This window comes from Streptomyces fungicidicus (genome assembly GCF_003665435.1).
Taxonomy (GTDB): Bacteria; Actinomycetota; Actinomycetes; order Streptomycetales; family Streptomycetaceae; genus Streptomyces; species Streptomyces fungicidicus.
Genome location: NZ_CP023407.1, coordinates 297,643 through 319,006 on the forward strand (window position 1 = coordinate 297,643; position 21,364 = coordinate 319,006).

The following is a 21,364-nucleotide window of genomic DNA, read 5'->3' on the forward strand; positions in this document are numbered from 1 at the left end:
GCACCGACGAGAGGACACCGCTCATGGACCTGATCGAAGCCCGCGCCCGGTTCCAGGAGCTCCGGGAGCAGGACGGGCCCGTCAGCGCCACCGAACTCGACCGGATCTGGGCGGCGTTGGACACCGTCCGCCCCGAGGACATCCTCGGCGAGTGGAAGGGCGGCGAGTTCGCGACCGGTCATCCCCTCAACGGCATGCTCGAGAAGGCAGGCTGGTACGGCAAGACGTTCACCTCCGTGCACGACGTGAAGCCGCTGATGTGCCGTGACGAGAAGGGTGAGTTGTACTCCAACCGCGAGCTCGGCAAGGGCGAGGCCAGTCTGTGGACCGTCGAGTTCCGCGGCGAGACCACGGCCACCATGGTCTACGACGGGCAGCCGGTCTTCGACCACTTCAAGCGGGTGGACGACACCACGCTGATGGGGATCATGAACTCCAAGGGGGTCCCCGCCGAGGGGCCCTTCTACTACTTCTTCCTGGAGCGCGTCTCCGGGGACCCGCACGGGAGTCCGCGTGCGGGAGAGGATTCGTGAGGCGCGTCCGCGCCGCGGTCAGCGGGGCGCCCGGCGCCCCGTTCACCCTCCGGGACGCGGACCTGGAGGAACCGCGCCCGCGTGAGGTGCTGGTGCGGATGACCGCGGCCGGCATCTGTCACACCGACCTGGCGATGCGGGACACCTGGCCCCGCCACCTCACCCCGATGGTCTTCGGCCACGAGGGCGCCGGCCGGGTCGAGGCGGTGGGTTCACGGGTGACCGGCGTCGCGCCGGGAGACCATGTCTGCCTCACCTTCGCCAGCTGCGGCGAGTGCGCGCAGTGCGCGGCGGGCCATCCGGCCTACTGCCGGGCCTCGCGGGCCCGGAACCTCTCGGGTGGGCGCGACGACGGCAGCACGCCGCTCGCTCTCGACGGCGCACCGCTGCACGGCTGCTTCTTCGGCCAGTCCAGCTTCGCCACGTACGCCGTCGTCCACGAACGCGGCGTGGTCGGGGTGCCCTCCGACCTGCCGGCAGAGGTCGCCGCGCCGCTGGGGTGCAGCGGCCAGACGGGCGCGGGCACCGTGCTCAACCGGCTGCGTCCCGAACCCGGCTCCTCGCTGGTCCTCCTGGGCGCGGGCGGGGTCGGCCTGAGCGCTCTGATGGCCGCGGTGGCCGTCGGATGCGGCCCGGTGGTGGCCGTCGACCCGGTCGCCTCCCGCCGTGCGCTGGCCATCGGGCTCGGAGCCACGGCGGCCCTGGCACCGGGGGACGATCTGGTGGCGGCGGTGCGCGAGCTCACCGGCGGCGGTGCGCACCACGTCGTCGAGACCACGGGGCGTCCGGAGATGGCCCGCCGGGCCCTGGGCGCACTGCGCCCGCGCGGCGAACTCGCCCTCCTCGGTCTCGGCGGTGAGGTGACGTTCGACGTGATGGCTCTGCTCGCGGGCGGCGTCCGCGTCCACGGGGTGCTGGAGGGGGACTCCGATCCCGGCCGCTTCGTCCCCGAGCTGATCGCTCTGCGCGAGCGGGGCCTCTTCCCGCTCGAGCGGCTGGTCACCACCTTCCCGTTCGAGGACATCGGGGAGGCCGTGGCCGCCATGTCGGAGGGCCGTGCGGTGAAGCCGGTCCTCACGTTCGGCTGACCGGCCGCACCGGCACCGGGAGGGCGGGGTTCGCCGGAGGGCCTGCCCCGGCCGCACAGGCCCGGGAGCCGCCCGCGGGAAATGCTCCCGCGCGCGTGGCCTGTGCGGTCCGCGCCGAGGCAGCACGGGCTCCCGAGGGCTGTGATTGACTGATCGGCATGGCTCCCGCCTCCCCGTCCGCCCGTTCGGCCACGACCGCCGGTCCGGCCGCGGCCACCCGTCCCCGCAACCGCAGACAGCTCATCGTCGGCGCGGCCGGTCGGGTCTTCAGCGAGCGCGGCTACCACAAGGCGTCCATGGAAGAGGTCGCCGCCGGTGTGGGCATCAGCGCGGCCGCTCTGTACCGGCATTTCCCGAACAAGTACGCGCTGTTCGCCGAGTGCGCCCACGTCATGGTGGACGGACTGGTCGCCGCGCTCGACGAAGTGCCGCCCGGGGCGCCCCTGACAGACGTGCTCACCGCGCTCACCCGGGTCACCGTCGCCCATCGCGCGTCGGGCGGCGTGTACCGGTGGGAGGCGCGGTACCTGAACCGCGAGGACCGTCGCCGCCTCGCGGTCAAGTTCGGGCGCCTCGTCGAGCGGGTCGACGAGGCGGTGCAGCGCGAACTCCCCCTGTCCGACGGACGCCTGCGGGCCATGGCGGCCCTCGGCGCGATCGGGTCCATCACGATGCACCGCACCACCATCGCCCAACGCCGGGCCGAGAGCCTGCTGGTGGCGTCCGCGCTGCGGGTGGCCACGACCGACCCGGCGGCGGGCCGGCCGGCCGCGCACCCCGTCGAGCTGCCCGCCCGGCCGGTGCCGCGCACGCGACGCGAGGAGATCCTCGCCGCCTCCATCCCGCTGTTCGCCCGCAACGGGTTCGCCAGTGTCACCAACGGACAGATCGCGCAGGCGGTGGGACTGACCCCGTCAGCGCTCTACCGCCATTACCCCGGCAAGATCGACATCCTGGCGGCGGCATGCCTCCAGGCGGCGGGGCTGCTGGCTCAGGGCGTGGAGCGGAACCTGCACGAGGTGTCCGGTCCGCACGAGGCCGTCGTCGCGCTGGCGGCGACGTATGTGGCCTACAGCTTCGAGTACACCGAGCTCAACAGCGTCGCCGAGGCCGAACTGGTCGGCCTGCCGGACGAACTGCGGCGCCCCCTGGTCCTCGCCCAGCGCAAGCACATCGCGGTCTGGGAGCGGCAGTTGCGGCTGGCCCGTCCCGAGCTGGACCCGGCCCAGGCCCGCGTGCTGGTGCACGCGGGGTTCGGCGCGGTGGTCGAGACGGGACGCAGGCTGCGGTGGCGGGACAGCCCCGGCCATCGCGAGTCCGTGACCGCCCTGGTCGTGGGCACGCTGGGGCTCTGAACGGCGGCCGAAACCCCGCGGCGACGGGCGCCGCGTCGTGCGGAGCCTCCGATGCCCGCCCCCTGGGCCCCGCTGCCGGGGGCGGGCACAGGTGAGGCTCAGCCCGCCCTGTTCCCGGTGGGTATCGTGATGGGGGTGGTGCTCCCGGAGGAGCCCTTGTTCAGGAACAGCATGGCCAGGGCGCGCACGAACTGGTCGAACATGTAGAAGGTGCCGGGCATGACGGGCGACAGCCCCTCACGGAACAGGATGAACGCCGGCCACGCGGTGCGGACCAGGGCCGCCGACGCGTAGTCGCGCTTCAGGCCCAGCCAGTCGCCGACCTCGTCGCTGAGGACGTAGCGCACGAACTCGTTGAGGAAGCCGCGCGTGACGCCGAGGTCGATCTGCGCGGTCAGACCGAGCAGTTCCTCGGCCAGTGCGATGCCCTCGGTCGACGGGGTGAGGATCGGGGTGAGCACCCGCGCCGACTGCTTCTCGGCCTCCGCCCAGGTGCGGGGGATGTGCTCGTACGGCACACCGAGCAGATGGATGGCGACCTGCCACGAGTGCAGGAACGCCTCCTGGTCCGCGGCCGGGAACGGGACCTTCCAGTCGAGCAGCTTCCTGTACACGTAGGTGCCCAGGCTGTGGAAGGTGACGAGGATGTCGGCCGCGCTGATCGGGATGGTCTCGTCGGCGACCGCCCGCCAGTGCGGCGACTGCGGCAGCAGATGGCGCACCGCGGCGTGGACCACGCGCGTCTTGTTGGCGGTGACGACGAACTGTCCCGTCGGCCCGAAGGCTCCCAGCTCGGACAGGTCGTAGCCGAAGGTGAACGTCTTCGCCGCACGGTCCTGCATGTCGGCGCCGCCGGCGGACCAGTAGACGCTCTTGGCCTCGCGCGGGATCACGGTGCTCATGATGCCGCTGCCCAGGCCGTACAGCATGAAAAGGTACGTGTCCTTGCGGCGGTTGAAGTCGGCGGCCCGGGCGAGCTTGGCGGGGTCGGCCCAGGAGGGCAGCCGGTTGACCTGCCGCAGATACGCGGCGAAGTCGGCCGGCAGGCCGCTGGGCAGTGGGTCGTTGTTGTTCACCCAGGACGCCCACGCGGTGTTGATCGCCGGGACGTGACCCTTGTCGAGCATCGACGCCATCAGCGGGTCCGCCGCGTCGTCCCAGATCCACTCCGGACCGGTCCCCGCGGCGGCTCCGGTGCCCGAGCCCGTCGACGCCCACGCGTGGACGGGGTTCGCCACCCCCACGAGGCCGAGCGCGACACCGAGCGACAGGGCCTTCCGCCTGCTGAGGTTCTCCATTGCCTTACCTGCTTCCCTGATGGGTCAGAGGGTTTCAGATGCCTTCGCAGACTTGCCAGTTGCGCGGCCGATGCGTGATGGACGACGTCGCGCAGATGTGATTTCTGATTAACATAGCGAGGTGCGTCACGGTCGGCAATGGTGAGGACGAAGGGCTCGTCGCGGACCCGCGGACCGGTGGCGGGCGACCGTCGGCGCCAGAAGTGTTGACAACGATGTCAGAGCGTGATCTAGTCCGCTTCCGTCCGTCGCCCGGAGATCACCTCTCATGTCGCGCAGCACATGACGGGTGAGGAACAGGAGACCGCTTCCATGCACAGACCCCTCCGCCGATTGCGCGACCGGGCCTCCACGGTCCTCGCAGCACTGCTCGTCGCGGGCGGCGCCCTGGCACCGACGCCGGCCGTCGCGCAGGCCCCTTCGACCGCCGGTCAACTCACCTCTCTGGTCAACCCGTTCATCGGCACACAGAACTTCGGCAACACCTTCCCCGGCGCGAGCGCCCCGTTCGGCATGGTCCAGGTCAGCCCGGACACCGGCGGCCAGGGAGGCTACGACTACCAGCAGGACAGGATCCACGGGTTCAGCCAGACCCACCTCTCCGGCGTCGGCTGCTCCGTCATGGGCGAGCTGCCCCTCATGCCGACGACCGGAGCGGTCGACGACGTCGACCCGGCCGCCTACCGTTCGGCCTACTCGCACGACGACGAGGACGCCGAACCCGGCTACTACCGGGTGGGGCTGAAGACGTACGGCATCGACGCCGAGCTGACCGCCACGCCCCGTACGGGATGGCAGCGCTACACCTTCCCCTCGACCGGCCGGGCCAACGTGCTGTTCAACACCGGCAAGGCCAACCAGAAGGTGTACGGCTCGGAAGTACACGTCGTCGGCGACCGGACGGTGGAGGGCCGTGTCGAGGCCGGCAACTTCTGCGCGGGCAAGGACCGGCACACCGTCTACTTCACGGCGACCTTCGACCGGCCGTTCGCGTCGCACGGCACCTGGCGGGGCACCACGCCCACCCCGGGTGGGCGGGACGCGGCCGGCGAGGGCGGGAACGGCGCCTGGGTGACCTTCGACGCCGGCTCCGACCGCGACGTCGTCGTCAAGGTGGGGCTCTCCTACACGGGCGTCGAGGGCGCCCGGAAGAACCTCGAGGCGGAGACGGCCGACTCGTACGACTTCGACGCGACGCGCGCGGCACTGCACGAGACCTGGGAGCGGCAGCTCTCCGCAGTCAGGATCGACGGCGGGTCCACCGAGCGCCGACGCGCCTTCTACACCGCCCTCTACCACGCACAGCTGCACCCGAACCTCGCCGGTGACGTCGACGGCCGGTACGCGGGCTTCGACGGGAAGACCCACACCGCGTCCGGTTTCACCCCCTACCAGAACCTGTCCCTGTGGGACACCCATCGGCCGCAGAACCAACTGCTGCAGATGCTGCAGCCGAAGGTCGCCCGCGACGTCGCGCTGTCGGTCGTCGCGATCGGACGGGACGGCGGCTGGCTGCCGCGCTGGTCACTCGCCAACAGCGAGACCAACATCATGACCGGCGACCCGGTGACTCCCTTCCTCGTCGAGGCGTGGTCCAAGGGCCTGCTCGCCGGCCACGAGAAGGAGGCGTACGCGCTTCTCCGGAAGAACGCGCTCGGCACACCGCCGGACGACTCCCCCTACAACGGCCGTGCGGGAGCCGCCGCTTACCAGGAACGCGGGTACATCCCCAGCGGGCTGGAACCGGGCAAGGACTGCCCGGACAAGGGCGGCGACAACGAATGCCGTCATCCCGCGTCGGCGACGCTGGAGTACGCGGCTGCGGACGCCTCGCTGGCGCTGATGGCCGAAGGGCTCGGACACCGCGCGGACGCCCGGCTGTTCGCGGCACGCGGCCAGTGGTACCGGAACCTGTGGGACTCCTCCCTCGGGCAGTTCCGGCCGCGCACCACCGACGGCACCTGGCTGACGCCCTACGACCCCGTCGAAGCGGGCCACCAGTTCCATGAGGGCGGCGCCTACCAGTACCAGTGGCTGGTCCCCCAGGACCCGGCGGGGCTCGTGTCCCTGATGGGCGGCAAGCGGGCGACGGAGAAGCGCCTCGACGCCTTCTTCGCGTACGAGAAACTCCTCGAGGACCCTGCCGGGACCGCGCGCGAGGACTGGATCTCGGCGCCGTACGACTACTACGGGAAGCCGACCTACAACCCGAACAACGAGCCCGATCTGCACTCCCCCTACATGTACTTGTGGGCCGGGGCGCCCGCCAAGACCGCCACCGTGGTCCGCGCCGCGATGACGCTCTTCACCGACGGGCCCGACGGCATGACCGGCAATGACGACCTGGGAACCATGTCGGCCTGGTACGTCTTCTCCTCCCTGGGCCTGTACCCGACGACGAACGGCGGCGACTTCCTCGCCGTCTCCAGCCCGCAGTTCCCCTCCGCGGTCATTCGCGTCGGCGCCCACGGGAACAAGCAGGGCGGCACCCTGACGGTCCGGGCCCCGGGCGTGAGCGACACGCGACGCTACATCGAGCGGGCGGAGTTCGGCGGGAAGGACCTGCGCGCCACCTGGCTGGACTGGGACGCGGTCGCCAAGGGCGGGAACCTCGCCTTCGAGATGGCCGGCGAGCCGTCGGCGTGGGGGACGGGCAAGGGCGCGGAGCCGCCGTCCGTGAACCGGGCGCCGGCCGATTCCCGCCGGCACCTCGACGCGTCGCTCCGCACCGCTTCGGACGTCCTGCCGACGGCTGACACGGCGCAGAGCCTCCGTCTGAAGCTGGACGTGCTGGGCCAGTCCCCCGGCACCCTGCGGGTGCGCATCGGCGCCAAGGCTCCCAGCGGCTGGACCGTGCGGACCTCCGAGCCGTTCTCGCTCACCTCCCACCGGCTCCCCGTCCAGCGGACGGCGGAGGTGGACGTGAGCGTGCCGGCCGGAACCGCGCCGGGCTCGTACACCGTGCGGGTCACGGCGACCGCGAACGGCGTGAAGGGCGTGGAACGGCTCGCGACCGTCGAGGTGCGCGACGCGGCCCGCTGCGCGACGGACGCCGGGAAGGAGTGTGCCGTGGACCTCGCCGAGGAGGTGAACCACGACGGGACCGCGACCGTGGCGGCTTCCGGCGAGGGGGACTTCGACGGAGCGGGATGGAGCTACGACGGTGATCTGCTGCCGGCGGCGGGCCCGGTCGTCTGGGACGGGGTCACCTACGACGCTCCCGACCCGTCCGGGACGGCCGCGAACTTCGTCGAGGCCCGCGGTCGGGCGATGCTGCTCCCGGCCGGATCGTACGGCGCGCTGCGGCTGGTCGCCTCGGCCCACCACGGCCCGGTGACGACCGCGCTCACCGTCCGCTACACCGACGGAACCACCGCCGAGGTGCCGGTCACCGTGGGCGACTGGGCGGGGGCGGCACCGCAGGGCGGCTCCGTGGTACTGGAGATGCCGCACCGGATCAAGCGCGGCCAGGGAGTGGACGGGCCGCCGGTGCGTCTGTTCGGTTCCTCCGCGGACCTCGACGCGTCGAAGACCGTCCGTTCCCTCGGACTGCCGGACGATCCCCGGGTGCAGGTCTACGCGATCACTCTGAGGTAGTACCGCGTTCGTTCCCCGGCCCCGTCCCGTGATCGGAAGGCCCCTCGGCACAGCGGTGCCGCCGATCACGGTTCGGGGTCGAGCCTGCCTTGCCGGGCGAGGCGGTGCAGCCGCAGGGCGACCTGGATCTCCAGGGCTCTGCCGGGGGTGTTCCAGTCGGGGCCGAGGAGTTGTGCGACGCGGTCGAGCCGCTGCACCACGGTGTTGACGTGGACGTGAAGGGCGTCCTTGGCCCGGGAGAGGCTGGCGCCGTGGTTGAAGTAGGCGGTGAGGGTGCGGGCGAGTTCCGTGCCGCGCTGCGCGTCGTAGGTGAGAACGGGGCCGAGGACGTGGTCCACGTACCCCGTGATGTCCGTCCGGTCGCCGAGGAGGACCCCGAGGAAGCCGAGGTCGCTCACGGCGGCGCCGTCGCCGGTGCGGCCGAGCGCCTCGAGCGCCTGGAGGCAGCGGTGTGCCTCGTCGTGGGTGTGGGGAAGGTCCTCCGGTCCCGTGGCGGGGCCCGCCGCTCCGACGGTGATGGGGATGCCGAGGCCGCGGGTCAGTTCGTGGGCCAGTTGCTGGGCGAGTGCGCCCGGATCCGAGGTGGGCGCGAGCAGGACGGTGTGCCCGCTGCGGGTGCCTGCCAGGCCGCCGAGCGCGCGTGCGCGGCGGGCGACCTCGGTCAGCAGCCGGGAGCGCAGGGCCGGGTCGCAGGTGAGGACGAGGACCGCGTGGGGCTGGGCGAGGTTGATGTCCAGCTTTCTGGCGCGCAGCGTCAGGCTGCCCGCGTTGCGGTGGCCGCCCGGGGGGTGGGCGGTGAGCAGGTCGTCGAGGAGTTCGCCTCGGACGCGGTCCTCCGCCTCGGCCACCGACCGGCGCAGGAGGAGCAGCAGCGCGGTGACCAGACCGGCTCGTTCGAACAGACGCCGGTCGGCGTCGGTGAGATCGGCACGGCCGGTGAGGACGAGACTGCCGAGGAGTTCGGGGCCGGCCAGGACGGCGCACACCCAGTTGCCGTCGACGGGTACGGCCCGCCCGCCTCTGCGGGACGCTTCGACGCCCTGCTCGGGGAGGACGACGGGACCGGTCTTCAGGCGGGCGAGTTCGGTGCCGTCCGCGTCGTGGACGGCCAGGCCGCCGTCGAGGAGGGCCGCGATCTCGCGGGTGACGTCGTCGACGTCGCCGCCCCTGAGGACCAGGTCGGTGAGCCGGTCGTGGGTGTCGGCCGCGCGGTGCAGGGCGTCGCTGTGGGCGCGGGCCGTTCCGTTCGCGGCGTTCAGTTCGACGAGGGCGGAGCGGGTTTCCTCCAGCAGACGCGCGCTGTCGATGGCGACTGCGGCGTGGTCGGCGAGGGAGGACAGCAGGGCGATGGCCTCGGGAGTGAAGTCACGCGGAGTGCGGTCCGCGGCGAACAGCACGCCGATCACGCGTCGGCCGACGCGCAGGGGTACGCCGAGGATGCCGCGCAGGCCCTCCTCGTTGACTCCCTCGTCGATGGCTCCGGTGTGCCTGAAGCGGTGGTCGGTGCGGTAGTCGGGGCTCGCGTAGGGGCGGGCGGTCTGCGCGACCAGACCGCCGAGTCCTTCTCCCATGCCGAGGCGCAGTTGCTGGAACTTGGCGGAGACCGAACCGGCGGTCACCCGCATGAACGTGTCGCCCGCGGCGGGGTCGTTCAGGGTGAGGTAGGCGACGTCGGTGCCCAGCAGGGTGCGCGCCCGGTGCACGATGGCACGCAGTACGGAGTCCAGGTCCCGCAGGGCGGCCAGGTCGCTCGCGGTGTCGAACAGGGCGGCGAGCTCGGCCTCCCGCCGCCGGCGCTGGGTCAGCGTCCGGTGGATGCCGAGCGCGGTCCGGGTGGCCTCGGCGATGACGTCCTGGTCGTGCGGGCCGACGCCGGCGGCGCGTGCCTGCGCCGCGGGCTGGGCCAGTTGTTCGGCCGGAGCGTCCGCGGCGAGAAGGGCGAGCAGCTGCTGGAGTGCCGCCGTCACCGCGGTGGAGGCGTCGTTCTGGGTGGTCATGACGGCAGTCCTACCTCCGGCGCCGCGGCTGATGCGTGGATGGTCTGAGGGTGGCGGGTCCGGAGGGCGCCGGGCCCCGTGCGCACCCGCGGCGGTCCGCCCGTCCCCCATGGCCGGGCGGACCGCCGCACGGTGGCCTCTCAGACCCGGTTGGTGTCGGCGACCGCCGCCTCCCGCTGCTTCGGCGGCGCATCCGTGGTCGAGACGGTCAGGTCACGGCCGCGGGTCTCCTTGATGACGAGCACGGTGATGGCGGTGATCACCGAGGCGGCGCAGAGGTAGAGGGCGATGGGGGTCGACGATCCGTAACGCCTGAGCAGTTCCACCGCGATGATGGGGGCGAGGGCGCCGGCGACGATGGACGCGAGCTGTGAGCCCACGGAGGCCCCGGAGTAGCGGACCTTGGTGTCGAACATCTCGGAGACGAAGGCGGCCTGGGGCCCGTACATCGCGCCGTGCAGCAGCAGGCCCGCGGTGACCGACAGGGTGATCACGGCGAACGACTCCGAGTCGACCAGGGAGAAGAAGAAGAACGCCCAGACCGCCATGCCGACGGCGCCGATCAGCGTCACGGGCCTGCGGCCGATGCGGTCGGAGAGCGCTCCCCACAGCGGGATGGTGACGAAGTGGACGGCGGAGGCGATCAGCACGGCGTTCAGCGCGGTGCTCTTCGGCAGTTCGAGGTGGGTGGTGACGTAGACCAGCAGGAAGGAGGTGACGATGTAGTAGGAGATGTTCTCTCCGAACCGGACTCCGATGGCCGCGAGCACCTCACGCCAGCTGCGGCGGAAGACCTCGACGACGGGCGCCTCCTCCTTGACCCCGTCTGCGGCGTCCGCCTCGGCCTTGGCCTTGGCGGCGAGGAAGACCGGGGACTCGGTCACCGAGATGCGGATCCACAGGCCGACCACGACCAGGACGCCGGAGAGCAGGAAGGGAACGCGCCAGCCCCAGGACTCGAACGCCGCTTCGGACTGCACCGAGGCCAGCACCGCGAGGACCGCGGTGGCCAGCAGGTTGCCGGCGGGGACGCCGCACTGGGGCCAGGAGGCCCAGAACCCGCGGTGCTTGTCGCCCCCGTGCTCGGAGACGATCAGCACGGCGCCGCCCCATTCGCCGCCCAGGGCGAAGCCCTGGATGAGGCGCAGGACGGTGAGCAGGATCGGGGCGCCGACGCCGATGGTGCCGTAGGTGGGCAGCAGGCCCATCGCGAAGGTGGCGCCGCCCATCATCAGCAGGCTGAGCACGAGCAGCTTCTTACGGCCGATCTTGTCGCCGTAGTGCCCGAAGACCATGCCGCCGATCGGCCGGGCCAGGAACCCGATCGCGTACGTCATGAAGGCGAGCAGCGTGCCCACCAGCGGGTCGCTGCTGGGGAAGAAGAGGGTGTTGAAAACCAGCGCGGCGGCGGAACCGTAGAGGAAGAAGTCGTACCACTCGACGGTGGTGCCGATCAGGCTCGCGCCGACGATTCTGGCGATGCCGCCGGAGCGGGGCTCGCCCGGCTTGGCGGTCGTGGTCTCGGTCATGGGTTCACCGATTCTCGGGTGAGGGTGCGGGGACGGGCGTGGGGGGACGGGTGTGGGGGGCGGTCGTGGGGACGGGGCGGCGCGTGAGCGGCGCGTGGCCGGTGTCCGGGGCGGGGGGTCAGCCGGCTCCCCAGCCGCCGTCGAGGGGCAGGGAGGTGCCGGTGATGTAACTGCTGTGGTCGGCGCAGAGCCACAGCGCGGCCGCGGCGACCTCCTCCGCCTCCAGCAGGCGCTTGATGGGCGAGCGGGTGAGCAGTACGTCGGTCAGGACGTCCTCGGGGCTGATGCCGTGTGCGAGGGCCTGGTCGCGGATCTGGTTCTCGACCAGGGGGGTGCGGACGTAGCCGGGGTTGATGCAGTTGCTGGTCACGCCGTGGGGGGCGCCCTCGAGCGCGACCACCTTGTTCAGGCCCTCCAGGGCGTGTTTGGCGGCGACGTAGGCCGACTTGAAGGCGCTGGCCCGCAGTCCGTGGACGCTGGAGATGTTGATCACCCGGCCCCAGCCCTGCGCGTACATGTGGGGCAGGCTCCGGCGCATCAGCAGGAATGGAGCGGTCACCATGACCTGCTGGATGAGGGCGAAGCGCTCGGGCGGGAACTCCGTCACGGGCGCCACGTGCTGCAGGCCGGCGTTGTTGATCAGGATGTCGACCTCGGCCGGCAGCGCGTCGATCGCGGCCGGATCGGCCAGGTCGGCGATGTGCGCCTCGCCTCCGATCTCGGCGGCGACGGTCTTGGCCGCCTCGGCGTCCCGGTCGACCACGTGCACCACGGCGCCCGCTGCTGCCAGGGCGGCCGCGCACGCCCTGCCGATACCGCTGCCGCCGCCGGTGACCAGGGCGGCCCGGGAGGTCAGGTCCACACCGGCACCCGTCGATGCCGAGGGGGCGGTGGGCGGACGGAATTCGCTTGTCATGGCCGGAAACAGTAGGGAAACCTTCATGTCACACCTATGTATTCGACAGACACAATGAGTCCTCGGCCTGTAGTGGCATCCACCACATACAGAGGTATGCGGTCGGGCAGGGCAGGGGGCGGCCGTGGCGCGGGGCCACGGCCGCGGAGTGGTCACCCTTCGAGGCGGCAGCTGGTGAGCAGGCTCGCCGGGGTGGCGTCCTCGGGCCGGGCCACGGTGTGGCTCGCGGGCGGGCGGTGCCCGGTGGTGAGCCAGCTCTCCAGGGCGGTGAAGGACGAGCGGTGGCAGGGCAGCAGGGGCCGGAGCCGGTCCGGGAACGCGTCGGCGAGGGAATCGGTGTGCGTGCCGTCCTCGATGCGGTAGTAGCGGTGCAGGTGACCGCGGCCCGCCTCACGGATCATGCGGGCGTAGACGTCGGAGTCCTTGGTGATGGGCAGCAGGACGTCCAGCGTGCCGTGAAGGGTGATCAGCGGTTTGCCGATGCGGCCGGTCAGCGCGACCCGCTGGACGGCCTTGTGGACCTCGGCGGGACGGGCGGCGTAGTCGTAGTCGGCGTCGCAGCCGGGGGTCCTGGGGGCGCAGTAGGGGGTGCCGGCCTCCGTCGCACCGTCGTAGGAGGGGTCGAACTCCTCGCGGTAGATGCGCTGGGTCAGGTCCCAGTAGACCTGGTGGTGGAAGGGCCACAGGAACTCCGAGCCGGCCGGGAAGCCCGCCTCGTGCATGGCCGCGCGTGCCGCCTCCGCGTCGGGGCCGCCCGCCGCGTAGGCGGGGTAGTGGCGCAGGGTGGGCGGCAGGAAGGTGAACAGGTTGGGACCCTTCGCGTCCCAGAGGGTGCCTTCCCAGTCGACGCCGCCGTCGTACAGCTCGGGGTGGTTCTCCAGCTGCCACCGCACGAGGTAGCCGCCGTTGGACATCCCCGTGGCCAGGGTGCGCGTGGGCGGACGGTGGTAGCGCTGGGCGACCACGGCCCGGGCGGCGCGGGTCAGCTGGGTGACCCGGTTGTTCCACTCGACGACCGCGTCACCGGGCCGGGAGCCGTCCTGGTGGAACGCCAGACCGGTGTTGCCCTTGTCGGTGGCCGCGTAGGCGTAGCCGCGGGCGAGCACCCAGTCGGCGATGGCCCGGTCGTTGGCGTACTGCTCGCGGTTGCCGGGGGTGCCGGCCACGACCAGTCCGCCGTTCCAGCGGTCGGGCAGCCGGATGACGAACTGCGAGTCGTGGTTCCAGCCGTGGTTGGTGTTGGTGGTCGAGGAGTCGGGGAAGTAGCCGTCGATCTGGATGCCCGGCACGCCCTCGGGAACGGTGAGGTCCTTCGGGGTGAGGCCGGCCCAGTCGGCCGGGTCGGTGTGGCCGGATGCCACGGTTCCCGCCGTGGTCAGCTCGTTCAGGCAGTCGGACCGCTGATGGGCGGCGCCCGGTACGCGGAGGTGGGACTGGTTGGCGCAGTGGCCCGCGCGGTCGGAGGCCGGACGGGCCGAGGCCGATGTGGGAAGCAGGGCCACGGCAGTGGACAGAGCGAGAGCACCGAGTACGGCGCGCCCTCTCCAGCCCGCACTGATGCCGGTGGACAACACCATGGAGACCTCCAGTGGACGGCGGTGGATGGACGGGCTGGAGGCTAGGCGGCATGTCCGACACGGCGACATGTGTGTGCCCACCACGACCGCGGCCTCTCTGCAGTGGGCCGCAACCATGACGGGCACAAGACCGTGGACGCCGCGGGACGACGACCACGGTCATGACCGGCTCGCCTTCAGCTGCAGGTGCCGTCCGCGAGGGTGAAGTGGCCCGCGGGTGACTCCTTCAGGGTGTGGGTGACGAATATGTTGTACAGCCCCATGTTCTGGCCCGATCCCTTGGCATAGGTGTAGCCGCCGCTGGTGGTGGCGCGTCCTGCCTGCACATGGGCGTAGTTGCTGGCGGTCCAGCAGGCTGCCGTGCCTCCGGTGGTCCACGCGGTGACGAGGCCGGAGAGGCGCCCGGTGGTGCCGTCGGCACCGCGGGCGGCGACCGCGTAGGTGTGGGAGGTGCCCGGGGTCAGACCGCTGTCGGTGTACGACGTGGCGCCCACCGTGGTGAGCGGCGCCCCGTCGCGGTGGACGAGATAGCCGTCGGCGCCGTCGACGGGTTCCCAGCTCAGGCGGAGGGTGGTGTCGGTGGCGTCGCCCACGGTCAGACCGGTGGGGGCGGGCAGCCCGTCGTCCTCCACGGGTTCCGCCAGGCCGAAGAACTCGGTGATCCAGTGGCTGGAGCAGAGGGAGTCCTGGAAGTTGACGGTGCCGGTGCTGCCGCACTGCTGAGGTCCGCTGCCGGGGTCGACCGGCGTGGCGTGCCCGATGTCCGGGACGCGGTTCACCTCGACGGCCACCGAGCCGTCGGCGGCGGTGTATTCCTCGTGCCGGGTGGAGTTCGGGCCGATCAGGGAGATGCGGGCCGGCGTCTGGGAGAGGCCGTGCAGTGCGGTCCACTGGTCGCGCAGTTCGTCGGCGTTGCGGGGGACGACCTTGGTGTCCTTGTCGCCGTGCCAGACGGCCATGCGGGGCCAGGGGCCGGACCACGAGGGGTGGGCGTCGCGCACCCGCTGCGCCCATTGGGCCGGGGTGAGGTCGGTTCCCGGGCTCATGCACGTGCCGGCGGCCACGAGGTCGCCGGCGCAGCCGTAGGGCAGGCCCGCGACGACCGCGCCGGCCTGGAAGACGTCCGGGTACATGGCGAGCATCACCGACGTCATGGCGCCGCCGGCGGACAGGCCGGTGACGTAGGTCCGCCCGGAGTCCGCCCCGTAGGCGGAGACCGTGTGCGCCGCCATCTGACGGATCGACGCGGCTTCGCCCTGGCCCCTGCGGGTGTCGGCGGGCTGGAACCAGTTGAAGCACTTGCTCATGTTGTTCGCGGTCGTGGTCTCGGCGAAGACCACCAGGAACTTGTGCCGGTCGGCGAGTTCGGGCAGGCCGGAGTTGTCGGCGTACAACTGGGCGTTCTGGCTGCAGCCGTGCAGCGCGAACACCACCGCCGGGCGGTCGGGCAGGGACGCGGGACGGTAGACGTACATGTTCAACTGGCCCGGGTTGGCACCGAAGTCGGTGACCCTGGTCAGGCCGGCCGCGGCGTGGGCCGTCGGCGCCGGGCCGGCCAGGGCGGCCGCGAGGACCAGGGCCGCGACTGCCACGAGGCGGGACAGCAGTCCGCGCCACCCGCGCCCCGAGGGGGCGGGCGAGGCGACCGGGGGCGGTACGGACGGGATACGGGACGGCGGGACGGTGGTTCCCCGCGACGGCGACTGCATGGCGGCTCCCTCGGTGTCATGGGACACCGGGCGCTGTGCCGGCTCGATTCAGCCGGAGCGGCCCGGTGTCCGGCACCGTAGGGTGTGGCCGGCGGGCCACGGTATGGCAGGGACCCCCACAGCCCGACCGTCGCCACGGGAACGCGCGGGGATTGTGCCGCCGGCACGCTTCTGTTAGTCAGACACCGGCAGGCGCTTCCAGGTGCGCGGGCACGAGCAGGTCGGCGCCCGTCGCGGTGCGCACGTCGTCGACGCCCACTCCCGGGGCGAGTTCGGCCAGGGAGAACCCGTCCGGGGTGATGTCGATGACGGCGAGATCGGTGATGACGCGCTGCACGACACCGGTGCCGGTCAGGGGCAGGTCGCAGGTGGCGACGAGCTTGGGGCTGCCGTCCTTGGCGGTGTGCTCCATCAGCACGATGACCCGGCGGGCCCCGTGGACCAGGTCCATGGCACCGCCCATGCCCTTGACCATCTTCCCCGGGATCATCCAGTTGGCCAGATCCCCGGAGCTCGCCACCTGCATGGCCCCCAGCACGGCGGTGTCGATGTGCCCGCCGCGGATCATGCCGAAGGACAGCGCGGAGTCGAAGAAGGACGCGCCGGGCAGCACCGTCACCGTCTCCTTGCCCGCGTTGATCAGGTCGGAGTCGATCTCCTCCTCGAGCGGGTACGGGCCGACGCCGAGGATGCCGTTCTCGGACTGCAGCACCACCTCGACGCCCGGCGGCAGGTGATTGGGGATCAGGGTGGGCAGGCCGATGCCGAGGTTGACGTAGGTGCCGTCCACCAGTTCGCGGGCGGCCCGGGCCGCCATCTGCTCGCGCGTGAGTGCCATGTCAGGCACCGCCTTCCTGCTCGCTGCGCACACACCGTCGTTCGATCCGTCGCTCGGCGGCCGGATCGTCGGGGAAGACCCGGACCACCCGCTGCACGAACACCCCCGGCAGGTGCACCTCGTCCGGGTCCAGTTCACCGGGCTCCACCAGGTGCTCGACCTCGGCGACGGTGACCCGGCCGGCCATCGCGGCCAGTGGGTTGAAGTTGCGGGCCGAGGAGCGGAACACCAGGTTGCCGTGGCGGTCCCCGATGGTGGCCCGCACCAGGCCGTAATCGGTCCTGATGCCTTCCTCCAGCAGGTACTCACGGCCGTCGAACGTCCGTGTCTCCTTCGGCGGCGACGCCACCGCGACCTGCCCGTCCGGCGCGTACCGCCAGGGCAGCCCGCCGTCGCCGATCTGCGTCCCGGCCCCGGCAGGCGTGTAGAAGGCCGGGATGCCCGCGCCGCCCGCGCGCAGCCGTTCGGCGAGGGTGCCCTGCGGCACCAGCTCCACCTCCAGCTCGCCGCTCAGGTACTGGCGGGCGAACTCCTTGTTCTCGCCCACGTACGAGCTGGTCATGCGCGCGATCCGGCCGGCCCGCAGCAGGAGGCCGAGCCCCCAGTCGTCCACTCCGCAGTTGTTGGAGACGACCTTGAGACCGCCCGCCCCCTGCTCCAGCAGGGCGGCGATCAGCGCACTCGGTATGCCGCACAGTCCGAACCCGCCGACGGCCAGTGACGCCCCCTGAGGGATGTCCGCCACTGCCTCGGCCACGCTGTCGACCGTCTTGTCCAGCCCCATACTGCCCCTCTCCGTCAAGGGGCGCGTACGCCCCGAACGGCCCAGGCGCGCACATCGTCCGACCTGTGCGCCCATGGCCTTTCCCACGACGCGACGACACTAAGGACGCACGAGGGCCCCTCGGTATGGCTGCTTCCCCTACCTTCCGATGGGTCGGAGTGTGGCTCGTGACCAGGGCCGACCGGTGGGCGCCCGCCCGGGCTCACCCACCGCGCGGGCGAATGCGGTGTCACCCGTGCCCACACCTGTGGCCTGCGGGTATGTGTTCCGGCCATAGCGGTGCCGTGTGTTCAGACTCCGTAGCGGGTGGCCAGGGTCCGTGTCGTCGCGGCGATGCGGTCGCGGAGTTCGGCCGGTGCCATGACCTCGACGTCGGCGCCCAGCCGGAGGAACTCTCCGTGGGCGTGATCGATCGATTCGATGGGCACCCGGGTCTCCGTCCACCCCTCGCCCTCGGGTGTCACGCCGATACGGCGGGCACCCTCCGGAGTGAGCCGTACCAGAGCTTCGCCGGTGTGCAGCCGGGCCCGAAAGTCCTCCAGGTGGCCCTTCCAGTGCGCGGCGAGGTCGAAGTCGTCCGGGACGGTGAACCGATCCTCCAGGGACTGGAGTTCGAGGATCTGGTCGACGCGGTAGGTGCGAATCCCGTGCGGTCCGTTCGCGACCAGGTACCAGCGGCCGGCCTTGAGTACGAGCCCGTACGGCTCGACCCGGCGCTCGATCTCCTCCGGTGCCCGCCAGCGCCGGTACCGCAGGTGCACCGCCCGCCGTGTCCACACCGCGTCGGCCACCGAGGGCAGGTGAGGTGTCTGACCGGTGGCCCCGTACCAGCCGGGGGCGTCGAACAGGAAGCGTTCCTGGATCCGCCCGGCGTGCTCCCGCGGCTCCGTGGACAGGGCGGCCCGCAGTTTGAGCCGGGCGGTGGCGAGGGCGTCGCCGAGGCCCAGCTCGGTGGCGGGCCCGGGGAGCGCGGCGAGGAACGCGGCCCGCGCCTCGTCCGCGGTCAGTCCGGTGAGGCGGGTCCGGTAGCCGTCGACCAGTCGGTAGCCGCCCGCGTGTCCGGCGTCGCCGTAGAGCGGGATGCCGGCGGCACCGAGCGCCTCGACGTCCCGGTAGACCGTGCGGACCGAGACCTCGAGTTCCTCGGCCAGCTGCCGTGCCGTCATCCGGCCCCGGTCCTGGAGCAGGAGGAGCAGGGTGACCAGTCGGCTCGCACGCATGCCGCACAGTATTCACTGACAGTGGATGTCAGTGGAGTCCGCCTAGCCTGCGGCGCATGAACGACATCCACGTGCCTCACCCGGACCCGGACGGCCAAGGTTCGAGCATCGTCGAACTGCGGCAGTACACCCTGCGTCCCGGTGCCCGGGAGACGCTGATCGAGCTGTTCGAACGGGAGTTCGTAACCGGTCAGCGGGCGGCCGGGATCGCCGTCGGCGGCCGGTTCCGCGACCTCGACGACCCGGACCGCTTCGTCTGGCTGCGCCGGTTCCCGGACATGGCGCACCGCCGGCGCGCGCTGGAGGCGTTCTACACCGGCGCGGTATGGCGGAGGCACCGCGACGCGGCGAACGCCACCATGGTCGACAGCGACGACGTGCTGCTGTTGCGCGGTCCGGGCTTCGTGCCCGAGCCGGGCACCGGCGAGGTCGTCGCGACGGTCTGCCGGCCGCCGGACGCGGCTGCCTTCGACGCGTACGCCGCGGTGCACCTGGGCCCGCGCCACGCGCTGCACCGCACCGAGCACGCCGTGAACGACTATCCCCGTCTGCCCGTGCGCACCGGGGTCGACGTCCGGGTCTGGTTCGGGCCTGCCGGGGCGCCTCCCTGGCCGGTCCAGAGGCTGCGGCTGGAGCCTGTGACGACCGGCGGCTGACAGCGGGCCGGGCGCAAGGAGTGGCCGGCTCAGTCGAGGCAGAACTCGTTGCCCTCGATGTCCTGCATCACGATGCACGACTCGTTGTCGTCGTCCGCAGGCAGGAGCCGCACGCGTACCGCGCCGAGCGCCACCAGCCGTGCGCACTCGGCCTCCAGCGTGGCCAGACGCTCCTCACCCACGAGGCCGGTGCCGGCCCGCACGTCGAGATGCACCCGGTTCTTGGCGACCTTGCCTTCGGGCACCCGCTGGAAGAACAGGCGCGGACCCACTCCTGCCGGATCGGCGCAGGCGAACCACGAACCGCGGTCCTCGGGCGGCAGCGAGCGGTTGAACTCCTCCCAGGTGGCGAAACCCTCCGGCGCCGGGGGTACGGCATACCCCAGCACCTCGCACCAGAAGCGGGCGACCCGCTCGGGATCCGCACAGTCGAAGGTGACCTGGAACTGCTTGACCGATGCCATCGGCCCACCGTAACAGCGGGCTTCGCCCTGACTGCCGTTCGGGTCGGGCATGCGCGAGGATGACCGTATGGAGGCTCGTTTCCTGGGCATCGCCCAGCTGGTCGACGTCCCGTCCGCGGCGGTCGTGGTCGACGTCATGCGCGCGTTCACGGTGGCGGCGTGGGCCTTCGGCCAGGGGGCGGAAAGGATCGTTCTCGCCGGGTCGTTGGACGAGGCCCTGGCGCTCAAGGCCCGCCACCCACATTGGGTCACGCTCAAGGACGGTCCGCCCGCGCCGGGCTTCGACATGGTCAACTCGCCGGGTCTGCTGCGCCGCATCGACCTCGGCGGGCGGACCGTGGTGCAGAAGACCACGGCGGGGACCGTCGGTGCCCTGGCGGTCAAGGACGCGTCGCTGGTGCTCTGCGCCGGCTTCGTGGTGGCGGAGGCGACGGCTCGGATGCTCCGGACACACGAGGGCGACGGTGTCACGTTCGTGGTCACCGGTGAGGACGGACGTGCCGAAGAAGACCTGGCGTGTGCTCAGTACATCGCTCTCCGGGCAAGCGGGGAGGGGACGGCCGGCGCGGCAGAGTTCCTCCGCCGCGCCGGCCGGTCGCGTGCCGCGGGCGAGTTGGCGCGGGGCGTGCGTCGAGGAGCCCATCCCGACGACGCGGCGCTCTGTCTCGAGCTGGACAGGTTCCCCTTCGCCATGGTGGCGACGGTGGAGGACTCACTCATGGTGCTCCGTCCACACGCCGTGCCTTCACCGTCCGACGAGCCTTCGCAGGACCCGACGGGGGGCTGAGGTCCCGTTCAAGCGGTCCGCGGGCAGCTGGGATCGGCGATCGCCGACACCGTGTACGGGGGCTCACCGGGCGGATCGTCGAGCTGGCTGTTGACGACGTACAGCCGACAGCCGTGCCGGGCGAGCGTGGTGGGCAGGTCGAACGGCTCGCCGGTGATCCGGTGCCGCACCGCGCCGGTACGCAGGTCCTGGCTCAGCTCGGCGACGTACACTCCGCTCGGCGCACCGTAGTTGATCACCGCGTACAGGGTCCGGCCGCGCAGCACCATGCCGTCGGCGCCGAACGACTCTTCGCCCAGGCGCACTTGTTCCACCTCGCGCGAGGAGGTGTCCACCCGCCACAGTGCCTCCGTGCCGTTGGACGCCACCAGCAGCGTGCCGCCCTCGCGGTCGGCCACGATGCCGTTGAGCAGCCAGTACCGCGCGGGGAACCGGGGGTTGGCGCCGCGGATGTCGAGCCAGGGCCGCAGCGGGCCCAGCCGGCCGTGCCGCAGCTCGGCCCGGTGGACGACGGGGTTGGCCCAGTCGGTGACGTAGACGGCGTCCCTGGTGATCACGAGGTCGTTGAGATCCGCGGTGCCGAGGGGGCCGTCCTCGGCGGTACGCCGGGCCAGCAGCCGCCCTCGCTCGTCGTGCACCGTGAGGCTCGCGCCGCCGACGGAGTAGACGCGGCCGCGCCGGTCGGTGTGCACGCCGAGCGTGCTGGTGCGGTCGTCGATCCCCCGGGCGGCGAACGGACGCAGTTCCGGGTCGCCCACGTGGCCGCGGAACAGCCGGCCGGTGCCGTCGGACGACACGTACACCGTGCCGTCACGCGCCACGGCGATGCCCTCGGGCAGTACCCCCGGAGCCCGGGAGACGACATAGGTGTCGGGCAGGCCACGGGCGCCGGCGGCGCCGGTCTGGCCGGCGACCGCGAGGAGCACGGAGGCTCCCAGACAGAACAGACGTGTCGTCACGCGCATGGACGGACCTCCAGGGGCAGCCTTGGACGCAAGGCTTCGTCGACCGGGTCC

At 71.9% G+C, this 21,364-nt stretch carries 17 protein-coding genes; 6 read left to right on the top strand and 11 right to left on the bottom strand.

What is annotated here, in order from left to right; genetic code table 11:
- Positions 1-23: 23 nt before the first annotated feature.
- The 3 genes from CNQ36_RS01190 (at position 24) to CNQ36_RS01200 (ending at position 2,976) form a co-directional block, all read left to right on the top strand.
- Entirely contained in the window at positions 24-533 is a 510-nt protein-coding gene (locus tag CNQ36_RS01190) for a DUF4334 domain-containing protein (protein WP_121544559.1), read from the top strand.
- Positions 530-1,621: an NAD(P)-dependent alcohol dehydrogenase gene (locus CNQ36_RS01195; RefSeq protein WP_121544560.1), complete on the top strand. Its 1,092-nt coding sequence runs from the start codon at positions 530-532 to the stop codon at positions 1,619-1,621. Before CNQ36_RS01190 ends, CNQ36_RS01195 begins: the two co-directional genes overlap by 4 nt.
- Positions 1,622-1,779: 158 nt before the next feature.
- Positions 1,780-2,976: a TetR/AcrR family transcriptional regulator gene (locus CNQ36_RS01200; protein ID WP_121544561.1), complete on the top strand. Its 1,197-nt coding sequence runs from the start codon at positions 1,780-1,782 to the stop codon at positions 2,974-2,976.
- Positions 2,977-3,074: 98 nt separating this feature from the next.
- Here the strand turns inward: CNQ36_RS01200 and CNQ36_RS01205 are convergent, their stop codons facing one another.
- On the bottom strand, positions 3,075-4,274 hold the full coding sequence (locus CNQ36_RS01205) for an oxygenase MpaB family protein (RefSeq protein WP_004936459.1): 1,200 nt from the start codon (positions 4,272-4,274) through the stop codon (positions 3,075-3,077).
- Between the two features lie 312 nt (positions 4,275-4,586).
- Between CNQ36_RS01205 and CNQ36_RS01210 the strand changes: the two genes are divergently transcribed.
- A complete protein-coding gene (locus CNQ36_RS01210; protein WP_121548316.1) occupies positions 4,587-7,871 on the top strand; it encodes a GH92 family glycosyl hydrolase in 3,285 nt (1,094 codons plus the stop codon).
- 65 nt (positions 7,872-7,936) lie between these two features.
- On the opposite strand, the gene CNQ36_RS01215 is transcribed toward CNQ36_RS01210, so the two are convergent.
- The 8 genes from CNQ36_RS01215 to CNQ36_RS01250 all read right to left on the bottom strand — a co-directional run bounded on the left by CNQ36_RS01215 (position 7,937) and on the right by CNQ36_RS01250 (position 18,441).
- Positions 7,937-9,868: a helix-turn-helix domain-containing protein gene (locus tag CNQ36_RS01215; protein WP_040908086.1), complete on the bottom strand. Its 1,932-nt coding sequence runs from the start codon at positions 9,866-9,868 to the stop codon at positions 7,937-7,939.
- Between the two features lie 140 nt (positions 9,869-10,008).
- Positions 10,009-11,397 (bottom strand): MFS transporter, encoded by a 1,389-nt coding sequence (locus CNQ36_RS01220; RefSeq protein WP_121544562.1) that lies wholly within the window; start codon positions 11,395-11,397, stop codon positions 10,009-10,011.
- Positions 11,398-11,515: 118 nt separating this feature from the next.
- The gene (locus tag CNQ36_RS01225) at positions 11,516-12,313 is read right to left on the bottom strand and encodes a 3-hydroxybutyrate dehydrogenase (RefSeq protein WP_121544563.1); all 798 of its coding nucleotides are present in this window, start codon (positions 12,311-12,313) and stop codon (positions 11,516-11,518) included.
- Positions 12,314-12,465: 152 nt separating this feature from the next.
- Positions 12,466-13,890: a 3-hydroxybutyrate oligomer hydrolase family protein gene (locus CNQ36_RS01230; protein ID WP_121544564.1), complete on the bottom strand. Its 1,425-nt coding sequence runs from the start codon at positions 13,888-13,890 to the stop codon at positions 12,466-12,468.
- Positions 13,891-14,066: 176 nt separating this feature from the next.
- Entirely contained in the window at positions 14,067-15,599 is a 1,533-nt protein-coding gene (locus CNQ36_RS01235) for an extracellular catalytic domain type 1 short-chain-length polyhydroxyalkanoate depolymerase (RefSeq protein ID WP_228312890.1), read from the bottom strand.
- Between the two features lie 178 nt (positions 15,600-15,777).
- Positions 15,778-16,437: a CoA transferase subunit B gene (locus CNQ36_RS01240; RefSeq protein ID WP_121544565.1), complete on the bottom strand. Its 660-nt coding sequence runs from the start codon at positions 16,435-16,437 to the stop codon at positions 15,778-15,780.
- A gap of 1 nt (position 16,438) precedes the next feature.
- The gene (locus tag CNQ36_RS01245) at positions 16,439-17,221 is read right to left on the bottom strand and encodes a CoA transferase subunit A (RefSeq protein ID WP_121544566.1); all 783 of its coding nucleotides are present in this window, start codon (positions 17,219-17,221) and stop codon (positions 16,439-16,441) included.
- 290 nt (positions 17,222-17,511) lie between these two features.
- Positions 17,512-18,441 carry a helix-turn-helix transcriptional regulator gene (locus CNQ36_RS01250; protein WP_121544567.1) on the bottom strand — a complete coding sequence of 310 codons (930 nt, stop codon included), beginning with the start codon at positions 18,439-18,441 and terminating at the stop codon, positions 17,512-17,514.
- Between the two features lie 56 nt (positions 18,442-18,497).
- Here CNQ36_RS01250 and CNQ36_RS01255 point away from each other — a divergent pair, with 56 nt between their 5' ends.
- Positions 18,498-19,097, top strand: coding sequence for an NIPSNAP family protein (locus CNQ36_RS01255; RefSeq protein ID WP_121544568.1), 600 nt, complete (start codon positions 18,498-18,500; stop codon positions 19,095-19,097).
- 29 nt (positions 19,098-19,126) lie between these two features.
- Here the strand turns inward: CNQ36_RS01255 and CNQ36_RS01260 are convergent, their stop codons facing one another.
- On the bottom strand, positions 19,127-19,561 hold the full coding sequence (locus tag CNQ36_RS01260; protein ID WP_004936428.1) for a VOC family protein: 435 nt from the start codon (positions 19,559-19,561) through the stop codon (positions 19,127-19,129).
- Positions 19,562-19,628: 67 nt separating this feature from the next.
- Here CNQ36_RS01260 and CNQ36_RS01265 point away from each other — a divergent pair, with 67 nt between their 5' ends.
- Complete coding sequence (locus CNQ36_RS01265; RefSeq protein ID WP_121544569.1) at positions 19,629-20,348, top strand: 2-phosphosulfolactate phosphatase; 720 nt, start codon at positions 19,629-19,631, stop codon at positions 20,346-20,348.
- 8 nt (positions 20,349-20,356) lie between these two features.
- Here the strand turns inward: CNQ36_RS01265 and CNQ36_RS01270 are convergent, their stop codons facing one another.
- A complete protein-coding gene (locus CNQ36_RS01270; protein ID WP_121544570.1) occupies positions 20,357-21,313 on the bottom strand; it encodes an SMP-30/gluconolactonase/LRE family protein in 957 nt (318 codons plus the stop codon).
- Positions 21,314-21,364: the final 51 nt, after the last annotated feature.

Bases quoted from the DNA above. Each gene is read 5' to 3' on its own strand.
- CNQ36_RS01190 (WP_121544559.1), top strand. From the start codon at position 24: ATGGACCTGATCGAAGCCCGCGCCCGGTTCCAGGAGCTCCGGGAGCAG.
- CNQ36_RS01200 (WP_121544561.1), top strand. From the start codon at position 1,780: ATGGCTCCCGCCTCCCCGTCCGCCCGTTCGGCCACGACCGCCGGTCCG.
- CNQ36_RS01205 (WP_004936459.1), bottom strand. From the start codon at position 4,274: ATGGAGAACCTCAGCAGGCGGAAGGCCCTGTCGCTCGGTGTCGCGCTC.
- CNQ36_RS01210 (WP_121548316.1), top strand. From the start codon at position 4,587: ATGCACAGACCCCTCCGCCGATTGCGCGACCGGGCCTCCACGGTCCTC.
- CNQ36_RS01215 (WP_040908086.1), bottom strand. From the start codon at position 9,868: ATGACCACCCAGAACGACGCCTCCACCGCGGTGACGGCGGCACTCCAG.
- CNQ36_RS01220 (WP_121544562.1), bottom strand. From the start codon at position 11,397: ATGACCGAGACCACGACCGCCAAGCCGGGCGAGCCCCGCTCCGGCGGC.
- CNQ36_RS01225 (WP_121544563.1), bottom strand. From the start codon at position 12,313: ATGACAAGCGAATTCCGTCCGCCCACCGCCCCCTCGGCATCGACGGGT.
- CNQ36_RS01230 (WP_121544564.1), bottom strand. From the start codon at position 13,890: ATGGTGTTGTCCACCGGCATCAGTGCGGGCTGGAGAGGGCGCGCCGTA.
- CNQ36_RS01235 (WP_228312890.1), bottom strand. From the start codon at position 15,599: ATGCAGTCGCCGTCGCGGGGAACCACCGTCCCGCCGTCCCGTATCCCG.
- CNQ36_RS01240 (WP_121544565.1), bottom strand. From the start codon at position 16,437: ATGGCACTCACGCGCGAGCAGATGGCGGCCCGGGCCGCCCGCGAACTG.
- CNQ36_RS01245 (WP_121544566.1), bottom strand. From the start codon at position 17,221: ATGGGGCTGGACAAGACGGTCGACAGCGTGGCCGAGGCAGTGGCGGAC.
- CNQ36_RS01250 (WP_121544567.1), bottom strand. From the start codon at position 18,441: ATGCGTGCGAGCCGACTGGTCACCCTGCTCCTCCTGCTCCAGGACCGG.
- CNQ36_RS01255 (WP_121544568.1), top strand. From the start codon at position 18,498: ATGAACGACATCCACGTGCCTCACCCGGACCCGGACGGCCAAGGTTCG.
- CNQ36_RS01260 (WP_004936428.1), bottom strand. From the start codon at position 19,561: ATGGCATCGGTCAAGCAGTTCCAGGTCACCTTCGACTGTGCGGATCCC.
- CNQ36_RS01265 (WP_121544569.1), top strand. From the start codon at position 19,629: ATGGAGGCTCGTTTCCTGGGCATCGCCCAGCTGGTCGACGTCCCGTCC.
- CNQ36_RS01270 (WP_121544570.1), bottom strand. From the start codon at position 21,313: ATGCGCGTGACGACACGTCTGTTCTGTCTGGGAGCCTCCGTGCTCCTC.